Annotated in this window: 8 protein-coding genes; 2 read left to right on the plus strand and 6 right to left on the minus strand. The window is 69.9% G+C overall.

Features of this window, described 5'->3' with window-relative positions:
* From C2L58_RS23420 to C2L58_RS23435, 4 genes are all read right to left on the minus strand, one after another.
* The coding region (locus C2L58_RS23420; RefSeq protein ID WP_199191399.1) for a 3-deoxy-7-phosphoheptulonate synthase at nucleotides 1-987 on the minus strand (987 nt) is incomplete at its 3' end.
* Nucleotides 988-1104: 117 nt separating this feature from the next.
* Entirely contained in the window at nucleotides 1105-1416 is a 312-nt protein-coding gene (locus C2L58_RS23425; RefSeq protein WP_158264152.1) for a hypothetical protein, read from the minus strand.
* Between the two features lie 53 nt (nucleotides 1417-1469).
* A complete protein-coding gene (locus C2L58_RS23430; protein WP_103339762.1) occupies nucleotides 1470-2864 on the minus strand; it encodes an alpha/beta hydrolase in 1395 nt (464 codons plus the stop codon).
* Nucleotides 2865-2946: 82 nt separating this feature from the next.
* Nucleotides 2947-3834, minus strand: a complete 888-nt coding sequence (locus C2L58_RS23435; RefSeq protein ID WP_103339763.1) for a trypsin-like serine peptidase — start codon at nucleotides 3832-3834, stop codon at nucleotides 2947-2949.
* A gap of 144 nt (nucleotides 3835-3978) precedes the next feature.
* Between C2L58_RS23435 and C2L58_RS49300 the strand changes: the two genes are divergently transcribed.
* Nucleotides 3979-5331: a pentapeptide repeat-containing protein gene (locus C2L58_RS49300; RefSeq protein WP_103339764.1), complete on the plus strand. Its 1353-nt coding sequence runs from the start codon at nucleotides 3979-3981 to the stop codon at nucleotides 5329-5331.
* 50 nt (nucleotides 5332-5381) lie between these two features.
* On the opposite strand, the gene C2L58_RS23445 is transcribed toward C2L58_RS49300, so the two are convergent.
* Nucleotides 5382-6890 carry a glutamate synthase subunit beta gene (locus C2L58_RS23445; RefSeq protein ID WP_103339765.1) on the minus strand — a complete coding sequence of 503 codons (1509 nt, stop codon included), beginning with the start codon at nucleotides 6888-6890 and terminating at the stop codon, nucleotides 5382-5384.
* A gap of 68 nt (nucleotides 6891-6958) precedes the next feature.
* On the minus strand, nucleotides 6959-11512 hold the full coding sequence (gene gltB, locus C2L58_RS23450; RefSeq protein ID WP_103339853.1) for a glutamate synthase large subunit: 4554 nt from the start codon (nucleotides 11510-11512) through the stop codon (nucleotides 6959-6961).
* Between the two features lie 300 nt (nucleotides 11513-11812).
* Between gltB and C2L58_RS23455 the strand changes: the two genes are divergently transcribed.
* Nucleotides 11813-12598 (plus strand): SDR family oxidoreductase, encoded by a 786-nt coding sequence (locus tag C2L58_RS23455; protein ID WP_103339766.1) that lies wholly within the window; start codon nucleotides 11813-11815, stop codon nucleotides 12596-12598.
* The last annotated feature ends 80 nt before the right edge of the window (nucleotides 12599-12678 follow it).

The following is a 12678-nucleotide window of genomic DNA, read 5'->3' on the forward strand; positions in this document are numbered from 1 at the left end:
CTCGGAGCGCGGGTCGAGCCGCTCGACGTACTCCCGCGCCTGCTCCGGCGTGGTCGTCGGGCCGATCTTCAACCCGATCGGGTTGGCCAGCAGCTCGGCGAACGCGATGTGCGCGCCGTCCAGCTGGCGGGTCCGCTCGCCGATCCAGAGGAAGTGCGACGAGAGGTTGTAGAGCTTCGGGTTGGCGGCGTCGGCGTTGTCGAGGCGCAGCATCGAACGCTCGTAGTCGAGCAGCAGCGCCTCGTGGCTGGCGAAGATCTCCGTCGACTGCAGGGACGTGTCGGTGACGCCGCACGCCGACATGAACCGCAGGCCGCGGTCGATCTCGTTGGCCAGCGACTCGAAGCGCTGGGCGGCCGGCGAAGCCGACACGAAGTCCTTGTTCCAGTCGTGCACCTGGTGCAGGTCGGCCATGCCGGCGGCGGTGAGCGCCCGGACCAGGTTCATCGCCGCGCCCGCGTTCGCGTAGGCGCGGATCATCCGGCCGGGGTCCGGCACGCGCAGCTCGGGCTTGGCGACCAGGGAGTTGATGATGTCGCCGCGGTACACCGGCAGGCCCAGCGCGTCCGTCGCGGCCGAGCGCGGCTTCGCGTACTGGCCGGCGATGCGGCCGACCTTGACCACCGGCAGGCTCGCGCCGTAGGTGAGCACGACGGCCATCTGCAGCAGCGTGCGCAGGTTGGCCCGGATGTGCGGCTCGGTGTTGGATTCGAACGTCTCCGCGCAGTCGCCGCCCTGCAGGAGGAAGGCCTCGCCGTTGGCGACCATCGCCAGCCGGCTCTTCAGCCGGTCGATCTCGGCCGGGACGGTGATCGGCGGCACGCTCTCCAGCACGCCGCGGACCCGCCGGGTCGCCTCGGGGTCGGGCCACTCCGGCTGCTGGGCGGCCGGCAGCGCCAGCGCCTTGTCGAGCCGCGTCCGCAGTTCGGGCGGCAGGGGCGGCAGCTCGGGCAGTGTGTCGACGGGGACGTCCACAGTCCAGTTCACGCAGACCAGGATAAGGTTCGCGCCTCGAAGCGCTTCGCCCGGTTCGCCACCGCGGCCGGCGACCGGGGTGGCGCGGTCACGCTGCGCGACCACCCCACCCCGGCGGGTGCGTCCCGCTCAGCAGGGCCGCGCCGAGGCGACCGTCAGCCACACATTGGCGCTCGAGAACGCCGGGATCCGCGTCGGGAAACCGACGTAGTTCGGCCGGGAATACAGGCACCAGTCGTCCTGACTGCCATTGCTTTCGGAAACCGCGGCGAACGGCGGGATGATCGACGGTTTCGGCGCTGCCGTGCAGATCGCGGTTCCGTCCGCCCCGTGGAGCCAAAGGGCTTCCGGAATGCAGATCGGGCCCCGCGCGGCGGGTTCCGCTCCCGCCGGAGGAGCCGCCAGCAGGCCCGCGGCCAGCACGGACACGACGAAGAACAACATTCTTTTCATCGGTTTTTCCCCTCATTTCCCCCGAGGGGGAAATGTCCCCCTCACCCTCCAGACTGACAGGTTCCGTCGGTCGCGGGGAAGACCCCGTCACGCAGATAGCCCAGCACCGCCGCGTTTCCGCAAGCGTTTTCCCGCGTGAAGACGCCGTGCCCGCCGGCGTCGACGGTCACCATCCGCGCGCGGGCCCCGAACGCCGCCCGCGTCTCGCGCGCGCCGGACAGCGGGGTCGCCGGGTCGCGCAGGTTCTGCACCAGCAGGACGTTCGCCGGGCCGGGGCCGCCCACGCGCACCGGCGGCTCGGCGCGTTCGACGGGCCAGAACGCGCACGGGTTCACGTTCGCCGCGGCCGGGCCGAACATCGGGTGCCGCGCCCGTTCGCGTTCGACCGCGCGCTGGTAGTAGCCGACCTGCTCGGGCCAGTCGGCGTCGTTGCAGAGCACCTGCAGCTGCAGCGCGGCGTGGTTGTCGGCGGCGGGCGGCCCGGCCGTCGTGCGCGCGGTGCCCGCCCAGTTCCGGGCCACGGCCGGGAAGGACGCGTCGTCGTAGAGGCCGTTCCACGTGTCCGACCGGAACCCGGGCCCGCGGACGGCGGCGAGCTCGAAGAACTTCGCCGTCACCGCCGCCGGCGTCCGCCCCAGGTGGTAGACGTCGTCGCGCTGGGCGGCCCACGCGGCGAAGTCCGGGAAGCGGTCTTCGAAGCCTTCGGCGAACCGCTGGTTGCCGCGGACGTCGAGGCCACGCGGGCCGAGGACGCTGTCGAGCACGATCCGGTCCGTGCGGGCCGGGAACATCGACGCGTAGGCGGCGCCGAGGTAGCTGCCGTAGGAGACGCCGTAGTAGGAGATCTTCTTCTCCCCCAGCGCTTCCCGGATCCGGTCGAGGTCGCGGGCGGTGTTCGCGGTCGTCATGTGCGGCAGCAGGTCCTTTGTGGACGCGGAACCGCACTTTTCGGCTACGGCCCGCGCTTTCGCCGCCGTGGCGACGACGTCCCGCGGCCCGCCGGCGTACGGGCCGAGCACGGCACCGCGCTCTTCCGGCGTCGTCATGCCGCAGGTCACCGGCGTGCTGTAGGTGGTGCCGCGGGGGTCGAAGCCGATGACGTCGTAGGCGTCCGGCAGGCCGGAGCCGCCCAGGCGCTGCTGCAGCTGGGCGGGCATGGCGAGCCCGGGGCTGCCCGGCCCGCCGGGGTTCATCAGCAGCACGCCGCGGCGCCGGCCGGGGGTGCCGAGGTGGCGGGACAGGGTGAGCTCGATGGTGCGGCCCGGGTGCGCGTAGTCGAGCGGCACGCGCAGGGTGGCGCATTCGAGGCCGGCGGCCGGGGACGGCGACATGCCGTAGTCCGGGCAGGGGGCCGTCCACTGGAGGTTCGGGGCCGCCTCCGCCGGAGGTGCCGCGAGCGAGGGGAGGAAAGCCAGCGCGATCAGGGTTTTTCGCATGCCCCGAGCGTGCCGGGGCACGCCCGCGCCCGACGTCAGCCCAGGGACCGGAACTCCCGCTCCGCCCCTGGGCTGACGGGGATCACGCGGCTTGCGCGCGGTTGTACAGGTTCTGCGCGTCGGTGCCGAAGTACGGCCCGAACATGTAGCCCGGCAGGAAGTTGTAGCCGAAGCTGTTCACCGAGGCCTGCACGCCGGCGCCGGTGCCCTCGTTGAACGAGAGGAACCACGGGCCGCCGCTGGAACCGCCGGTCATGTTGCACTGCATGCCGTGGTCCTGGGTCAGCAGGAAGTCGGTGAAGGTGCTGCCGCTGCAGTAGATCAGCTTGGTGCCGTCGTAGGGCGCCGCGGCCGGGTAGCCGAAGGTGTACATGTTCTGGTTCTTCGGCTGGTTGAAGGCGATGCCCTGCGCGCCGACGACATCGGTGAGCCGCTGGCCGTTGAGCGGGTTCACGACGGCCATGCCGACGTCGTAGTTGATGTCCTCACTGGCTTCCCATTGCGGCGTGGTGAGGGTGGTCTTCGCCGTCCACTGGCCGTAGGGGGCGTTGCCGTTGTTGTAGCCGGGCACGAAGGTCCATTGGGTGTGCCAGGTGCCCTGGTACTTCACGCAGTGCCCGGCGGTGACGACGACGCTGCCGTTGGTGCTGGTGACGGCGTCCCCGGAGCAGGAGGCCTTCTGGCCGTTGAAGAGGAAGAACACGCGCCCGGCGGTCTGGGTGACCTTGCCGCCGCCGGTCCAGAGCCCACCGCCGTTCGGGATGCTCCGGATGATTTGGCTCTGTCCCTTGGCCACGTCCTTCGGCGTTGCGGCCGGAGCTTTGACGAGGGAGTCCATCGGGACGGCCGCCCGCATGGCATCGGGCGTCCAGAAGGGCTTCGGCGCGGCCTGGGCGGGCGCGCCGACCAGGGCGAACGCGAGGGAGAGGACGGCGGTGACCACCGCGGCCCGGAGTTTCGTGTGCTTCAAGACGCCCCACCTTCCGCAGAAGTGAATCGTCGCAAAGGCGACACAACTACTCGAAAGTAATTGCCGTTGTACAGACTGCACAGCCGCCGTCCGGCCTAACCGGCTCGCTGTAGCACTTCCGCCGGCAGCGACGACACTCCCAGCGTGAAACGCCCAGATCACGAGGCCGCCGATCAGCCCTACCCCGTCCTGTCGAACAGGACGATCACCTGGGCGGCGGTGGCGTTGATCCTCTTCGGCGGCGGGCTGGCGACAATCCTCCTGATCACCTTCGGCGACGGCCGGCACGACGCCCAGCTCGAGGCGATCAAGACGGCCGGCACGATCGTGCTCGGCACCGGCGGCGCGGCGGCACTGTGGCTCACCGCGAGGCGCCAGCGGACGAGCGAAATCGCCCTGATCCAGAAGCACCTCGACCAGCTGGCCATCGATCGCGCGCACAAGCTGCAGGAGGAGGTCGCCAGAAGTGGAGAGGCGGACGCGGAGTCGCGCAGGATCACCGAGCTCTACGGCCGCGCGGTGGACCAGCTCGGCTCCGACAAGGCCCCCGTGCGCCTCGGCGGTCTTTACGCGCTGCGCCGGCTCGCCCAGGACAATCCGGAACAACGGCAAACCATCGTGGATGTGCTCTGCGCCTACCTCCGGATGCCCTATGAGGCAGCAGAGGGAACTCAGGAGGAGCAGGTGCGCCTGGCGGCCGAGCGCGTGTTGACAAAGCACCTCCGGCCAGGCAACGACGCCACCTTCTGGACCGGAATCGAAATCGACCTCAACCACGCGACGCTGACGAACTTCGACCTTTCACACTGCCGATTCGGCCCCGCCGACTTCACCGGCACGCGATTTATCGGAACTTCGAAATTCGGTCACGCAGAATTCACCGGACCTGTTTCCTTCCGCGAGGCATTGTTTTGCGGCAGTGTCGACTTCGAAAAAGCGGAATTCGGCGACACGGCACACTTCACCACAGCCACCTTCGAAGGCTTTACCAACTTCAGAAATGCCCGCTTCGCGAAAATTCTCGGCTTCATACGCGCGACCATGTCTGGTGACACATACTTCAGTGGATGCATCTTCCAGGAGCAAGTGGCTTTCACCGGGTCCAATTTCGTCAAGGCCGCCACGTTCACCGGTTCAGAGTTCATGCACGAAGCAGACTTCGGCGGAACCAATTTTCAGCAAGGCGCCGGCTTCCTGTCGGCGGAGTTTGCGAATATCTCTTGGTTCTTCAGGGCGAAGTTCCATGGTCCGACATTTATCCTCGACGGCTCTTTCAAGAATTTTCCCTTCAACACAACCGAACCCGATGGACCGCTCAAAGAGAAGACTGTCTGGTGCTGGGCGCGTATCGATCTCGGAGAGTCGAAGCGCCACGTATGGCCTCGGAACTGGGTGGTCGAGCCCTCACCCGACCGTCCGGACGGGGTGACCGAAGGCCGTTGGGGCCGGCTATTACCCCGGGACGAATCGCTCCGGGCATCCCTACTCGACGGCTGAACCAAGAAGAGGGCACCCGGCGCGCAGCCGGATGCCCTCTTCCGAACGGATCAGACGACCGCGAGCGGCAACGCCGTCGGGTGCACCGGCGCCGGCAGGTCCGACGCGCCTGTCAGGTACGTGTCCACCGCGTTGGCCACCGACCGGCCCTCCGCGATCGCCCACACCACCAGCGACGCCCCGCGGTGCGCGTCACCGCAGACGAACACGCCCGGGGTCTCCGTCTGCCAGTCCGCGCCGCACGACAGGGTTCCGCGGCGGGTCAGTGACAGGCCCAGGCCGCCCAGCAGGGGCATCTCCTCGACGCCTTCGAAGCCGATCGCCAGCAACACCAGGTCGGCCGGGAGTGTCTCGATCTCGTCGTTGACCGGGATGACCTCGCGGCGGCCCGTCGCCGGGTCCTTCTGCACGCGGACCTGCTGCAGCTCCACGCCCGTCACGCGACCCTCGGGAGAACCGGCGAACCGCTTGACCGCCACCGCGAACTTCCGCTCGCCCGCCTCCTCGTGCGCCGCGTACGTGCGCAGGATGTACGGCCAAGTCGGCCACGGCGACCGAGAATCGTCGCGGGTGGCGGGCGGCATCGGGTACTGGTCGAGCTGCGTCACCGACAGCGCGCCCTGGCGGGTCGCCGTTCCGTACGAGTCCGCGCCGGTGTCGCCGCCGCCGATGATCAGGACGTGCTTGCCCTTCGCGTCGATCGCCGGGGGGCCGTCGCCCTCGACGTACTTGTTGGCCGGCACCAGGTGCTCCATCGCCAGGTGGATGCCCGCCAGCTCGCGGCCCGGCGTCGTCGTGTCGTCGCGGCCGCGCAGGGCGCCGACCGCGAGCACGACCGCGTCGTACTGCGCGCGCAGGTCCTCCACCGACAGGTCGACGCCGACCTCGCAGCCCGTCACGAACCGGGTGCCTTCCTTGCGCAGCTGCGCCAGGCGGCGGTCGAGGACCTTCTTCTCCATCTTGAACTCGGGGATGCCGTAGCGCAGCAGGCCGCCGAGGCGGTCGTCGCGCTCGAACACCGTGACCTCGTGCCCGGCGCGGGTCAGCTGCTGGGCGGCGGCGAGCCCGGCCGGCCCGGAGCCGACGACCGCGACCCGGCGGCCACTGGACACTTCGGACACCTGCGGCTGGACGTAGCCCGCTTCCCAGGACTGGTCGGCGATCGTCTGCTCGACGCGCTTGATCGCCACCGGCCCGCCCGAGAGCGGCGAGATCGACAGCACGCAGCCCGCCTCGCACGGCGCCGGGCACAGCTTCCCGGTGAACTCGGGGAAGTTGTTGGTCGCGTGCAGCCGGTCGCTCGCCGCGGCCCAGTCGCCGCGGCGGACCAGGTCGTTCCACTCCGGGATGAGGTTGCCCAGCGGGCAGCCGGAGCCGCCGGAGTGGCAGAACGGGATGCCGCAGTCCATGCACCGCGACGCCTGCTTGCGCACCTTCTCGTTGCGCTCAGCGGAAGGAACGTCCGCGTAGACCTCGCCCCACGAAGAAAGCCGTTCGTCGTAGGACTTCTTCGGCGGCTCTTCGCGGTCGTACTTCAGGAAACCGGTCGGGTCAGCCACGAGCGGCCCCTGTGTCCTGCGGGATACCCGCACCCAGTCGGCCCTCGTGGCCGGGGCTCCGCCAATTGTCAGCCACGAGCTGCCTCCATGATCGCTTCGTCGACGTCGCGGCCGGCGGCACGCGCCGCCTTCGCCGCGTCCAGGACCCGCTGGTAGTCGCGCGGCATCACCTTCGTGAACGCCACCGACCGGCGCGGCCAGTCGCCGAGCAGCGAGGCCGCCACCGCGGAGCGGGTGAGATCGTAGTGCTGTTGCACGGTTTTCTTCAGCCACGCCAGGTCGTCGGCGGTCGGCCGCAGCAGGTCCACCATGTCCTGGTTGACCTTCTTCGCGTCGACGTCGAGGACGAAGGCGATGCCGCCGGACATGCCGGCCGCCAGGTTGCGCCCGGTCGGGCCGAGCACCACCGCGCGGCCGCCGGTCATGTACTCGAAGGCGTGGTCGCCGACGCCCTCGGCGACGACCGTGGCGCCGGAGTTGCGGACGCAGAAGCGTTCGCCGACCTGGCCGCGCAGGAAGATCTCGCCGCCGGTGGACCCGTAGGCGATCGTGTTGCCCGCGATCGTCTGCGCTTCCGCGGCGAAGGACGCCTGCGGGTCGGGGCGGACGATGATCCGGCCGCCGGAGAGGCCCTTGCCGACGTAGTCGTTCGCGTCGCCGACCATGTCGAGGGTGATGCCGCGCGGCAGGAACGCGCCGAGCGACTGGCCCGCCGACCCGGTGAGGGTGACGTGGATCGTGCCCTCGGGCAGGCCGTCCCCGCCGTAGCGGCGGGTGATCTCCGAGCCGAGCAGCGTGCCGACGGTCCGGTTGACGTTGCGCACCGGCAGCTCGATGTTCACCTGGTGCGCGTCTTCCAAGGCCGCCTCGGCGAGCTGGATCAGCGTGCGGTCCAGGGCGTGCTCGAGGCCGTGGTCCTGGCCGCGGGTGCGCCGCTTCGCGCCGCCGTACGGGGTCTCGGCCGGCATCTCGAAGATCGGCGCCAGGTCCAGACCGGACGCCTTCCAGTGGTCGACGGCCTCGTCGGTGTCCAGCAGCTCGGCGTGGCCGATGGCCTCGTCGAGGGTGCGGAAGCCCAGCGCCGCCAGGGTTTCCCGGACTTCTTCGGCGACGAACTTGAAGAAGTTCACCACGTGCTCGACCTGGCCGGTGTAGCGCTTGCGCAGCTCCGGGCTCTGCGTGGCGACGCCGACCGGGCAGGTGTCGAGGTGGCAGACGCGCATCATGATGCAGCCCGCGACGACGAGGGGGGCCGTCGCGAAGCCGTACTCCTCGGCGCCGAGCAGCGCCGCGACGACGACGTCGCGCCCGGTCTTCATGGCGCCGTCCACCTGCACGGTGATGCGGTCGCGCAAGCCGTTGAGCAGCAACGTCTGCTGGGTCTCGGCGAGGCCGATCTCCCACGGCGTGCCCGCGTGCTTGAGCGAGTTCATCGGCGACGCGCCGGTGCCGCCGTCGTGGCCCGAGATGAGCACGACGTCGGCGTGGGCCTTGGACACGCCGGCCGCGACCGTGCCGACCCCCAGCGCGGACACCAGCTTCACGTGGATGCGGGCGTGCTCGTTGGCGTTCTTGAGGTCGTGGATCAGCTGGGCCAGGTCCTCGATGGAGTAGATGTCGTGGTGCGGCGGCGGCGAAATGAGGCCGACGCCCGGCGTGGAGTGCCGGGTGCGCGCGATCCACGGGTACACCTTGTTCGGCGGCAGCTGGCCGCCCTCGCCGGGCTTCGCGCCCTGCGCCATCTTGATCTGGATGTCGTCGGCGTTGACCAGGTACTCGCTCGTGACGCCGAAGCGCCCCGAAGCGACCTGCTTGATCGCGCTGCGGCGCTCGGGGTCGTAGAGCCGCTCGGGGTCTTCGCCGCCCTCACCGGTGTTGGAGCGGCCGCCGATCCGGTTCATCGCGATGGCCAGGGTTTCGTGCGCCTCGGCCGAGATCGAGCCGTACGACATCGCGCCGGTGTTGAAGCGCTTGAAGATGGCCTCGGCGGGCTCGACCTCGTCGAGCGGCACCGGCTCGCGGACGCCGTCCTTGAACGCGAACAGCCCGCGCAGCGTGCCGCCCTCGCGGTAGAGGCGGTGCACCTCTTCGGTGTACTTGCGGTAGACCTCGTCGCGGCCGGTCTTGGACGCGTGCTGCAGCAGGAACACCGTCTCCGGCGTGAACAGGTGCAGCTCGCCCTCGCGGCGGTAGGCGTACTCGCCGCCCGTGTCGAGTCCACGGTGGACGCGATCGGTCGGGTTTTCCGGGTACGCGCGGCGGTGGCGCGTCGCGACCTCTTCGGCGAGCACCTCGAGGCCGACGCCGCCGAGCTTCGACGACGTCCCGGTGAAGTACTCGTCGAGCAGGTCCTGGCTCAGGCCGAGGGATTCGAAGACCTGGGCGGCGGTGTACGCGCCGACCGTGGAGATGCCCATCTTGGACATGATCTTCAGGACGCCCTTGACCAGCGCCTGCACGTAGTTGCGGATCGCCTTGGCGGCCTCGATGCCGGTGACCGCGCCCTGCCCGATCATGTCTTCGATGGTCTCGAAGGCCAGGTACGGGTTGACCGCGGCGGCGCCGTAGCCGAGCAGCAGCGCGATGTGGTGCACCTCGCGCGCGTCCCCGGATTCGACGACCAGCGCGACGCGCAGGCGCTCCTTGGTGCGGACCAGGTGGTGGTGCACCGCGGAAACCAGCAGCAGCGACGGGATCGGCGCCATCCGGTGGTCGGAGTCGCGGTCGGACAGCACGAGCGTGCGCGCGCCGGCCGCGATGGCTTCGGAGGCCTCCCGCCGGACGCGTTCGATCGCGCCGGCGAGCGCTTCCGCTCCACCGTCCACTTCGTACAGTCCGGAAAGGACGCTGCAGGCGAAGCCGGGGAGGTCGCCGTCGTCGTTGATGTGGATGAGCTTGGCGAGCTCGTCGTTGTCGATGACCGGGTACGGCAGCTTCAGGTGGCGGCAGGACGCCGGGCCGGGGGCCAGCAGGTTGCGTTCCGGGCCCATGATCCGCGCCATGCAGGTGACGAGCTCCTCGCGGATCGCGTCCAGCGGCGGGTTGGTCACCTGCGCGAAGTTCTGCTTGAAGTAGTCGTAGAGCAGCCGGGACCGCTTCGACAGCACCGCGGGCGGGGTGTCCGTGCCCATCGAGCCGATCGGCTCGGCGCCCTTCTCGGCCATCGGCGCGAGCAGGATCTTGAGCTCTTCTTCGGTGTAGCCGAAGGAAAGCTGGCGCCGCAGCACGGAGTCGTGGCTCTGCACGACGTGGTCGCGGTCGGGCAGCTCGGCGATCTTGAGCAGGCCCGCGTGCAGCCACGAGTCGTAGGGCAGCTCGGCGGCCAGCGCGGACTTGACCTCTTCGTCGTCCACGATCCGGCCGGCTTCGGTGTCGACCAGGAACATCTTGCCGGGCTTGAGCCGGCCCTTGGCGACGACGTCCTTCGGGGCGACGTCGAGCACGCCGGCCTCGCTCGCGAGGACCACGCGGTCGTCGGCCGTGCGCCACCAGCGGGCCGGGCGCAGGCCGTTGCGGTCCAGGACCGCCCCGACCAGGCTGCCGTCGGTGAAGGTGACGCAGGCCGGGCCGTCCCACGGTTCCATCAGGCTGGCGTGGAACTGGTAGAAGGCGCGGCGCTCGGGCTTCATGGTGGCGTGGTTCTCCCACGCCTCCGGGATCATCATCAGCACCGCGTGCGGCAGCGACCGGCCGCCCAGGTGCAGCAGCTCGAGGACCTCGTCGAAGGACGCCGAGTCCGACGCGTCCGGCGAGCAGATCGGGAACAGCCTGCTCAGGTCGCCGGCGATGACGTCGGATTCCAGCAGCGCCTCGCGGGCCCGCATGCGGTTGCGGTTGCCGCGGATGGTGTTGATCTCGCCGTTGTGGGCCACGAACCGGAACGGGTGCGCCAGGGGCCACGACGGGAAGGTGTTGGTGGAGAAGCGGGAGTGCACCAGCGCGATGGCGCTTTCCAGCCGCTCGTCACGCAGGTCGGCGAAGAACGCGGGCAGCTGCTCCGGCGTCACCATGCCCTTGTAGACGATCGTCCGCGAGGACAGCGAAGGGAAGTAGGTGCCGCAGCCGGCGTTCGCGCTCTCGTTCTCGACGCGCTTGCGCAGGCAGAAGGCGAGCCTGTCCAGCTCCACGCCCGATTTCCGGTCACCGGCCACGAAGAGCATGGCGAAGTGCGGCATGACCGAGCGGGCGGTCGGGCCGATGTCGGCGCGATCGGCGTCGACGGGAACCGCCCGCCAGCCGAGGACCTCCAGGCCCTCCTCGACGGCGATGCGTTCGGCGAGCCCGACGGCCTTGCGGCGCTGCTCGGCGTCCTGCGGCAGGAACGCGATGCCGGCGGCGTAGGTCTGCTGCCCCTGTTCGTCCGGTGCGGGCAGCTCGAAACAGGCTTCGGCCCGCAGCAGCGCGTCGGGCAGCTGCAGGAGGATGCCGGCGCCGTCACCGCTGGTGGGCTCGGCGCCCGCCGCGCCGCGGTGGTCGAGGTTCGTCAGCGCGGCCAGGCCGTCGGTGACGATGCCGTGGGAGCGGCGCCCGCGGATGTCGGCCACCATGGCCACACCGCAGGAGTCCTGCTCGGTCTCCGGGTCGTACAGACCCTGCTTGCCGGGCATGGCGGAGAAGATCAACGGGACCTCCTTCGTCGTCTTGTCGTGCGGGGCCGGGTTACCGGCCGGGGAGCGCACGGGACGACGATGGCCCGCTTCGTTAGCGCGACTTTAACACCTGGGAAACATGGCAGCAGCACTCAAGAGCGTCCCGGACGGCGTCGGACGGTAACGATCTGGCTGCGCGGAACGACGTAGTTCCTGATGAGCTTCCGGTAGTTCGTTCCGCTAAGTATACGGCTCGGAAACTCCCGTCAAGTCTAACGTGACGTGATCGAAGCAGTGTGTCCCGGGTCACTAGAACGTGTTACATTTCGCCGCATGATCCTCGATCGGTTCAAGCTCACCGACCAGGTCGCGGTGGTCACCGGCGCCGGGCGCGGAATCGGCGCGGCCACCGCGGTGGCCCTCGCCGAAGCGGGCGCCGACGTGGTGATCGCCTCCCGCACTTCCGCGCAACTCGACGAGGTGGCGTCCCGCGTCTCGGCCGTGGGTCGCCGGGCTTTCCCGGTGCCCGTCGACCTCTCGTCCCCCGACGCGGCGGCCGCGCTGGCGGAGACGGCGGTGTCCGAGTTCGGCCGGCTCGACCTGGTGGTCAACAACGTCGGCGGCACGTACCCGCGCCCGTTGCTGGAGAGCTCCGTCGAGTTCATGGAGGAAGCGTTCCGCTTCAACGTGGCGACGGCCCACGCGCTGACGGTGGCGGCGGCGCCATCGCTGGTGAAGACAGGCGGCTCGGTGGTCAACATCTCGTCGGTGATGGGCCGGGTCTCGGGCCGCGGTTTCGCGGCGTACGGAACGGCGAAGGCGGCCCTGGCGCATTACACCCGCTTGGCGGCGGCGGACCTGGCCCCGCGCGTCCGCGTCAACGCGATCTCGGTGGGGTCGGTGTCGACGTCCGCCCTGGAGATCGTGGTCGGCAACCCGGAGCTGAAGGAGAAGATGGAGTCGGCGACCCCGCTGGGCCGCATCGGCGAGGCGGAGGACATCGCGGCGACGGTGGTGTTCCTGGCGTCGCGGGCCGGCGGGTACATCACGGGCAAGATCCTCGAGGTCGATGGCGGGTTGCAGGCGCCGAACCTGGAGCTGGGCCTGCCCGACCTCTGACCCGGCTGACCGGCGAGCGCTCCGGCCTGTTTCGGCCGTCCGAAACTGTCGGTGCCACCCCGTAGCGTGGAAACCGGGGG

The sequence above is a fragment of the Amycolatopsis sp. CA-126428 genome (genome assembly GCF_002904335.1).
Lineage (GTDB): Bacteria > Actinomycetota > Actinomycetes > Mycobacteriales > Pseudonocardiaceae > Amycolatopsis.

Bases quoted from the DNA above. Each gene is read 5' to 3' on its own strand.
- C2L58_RS23455 (WP_103339766.1), top strand. From the start codon at position 11,813: ATGATCCTCGATCGGTTCAAGCTCACCGACCAGGTCGCGGTGGTCACC.
- C2L58_RS23430 (WP_103339762.1), bottom strand. From the start codon at position 2,864: ATGCGAAAAACCCTGATCGCGCTGGCTTTCCTCCCCTCGCTCGCGGCA.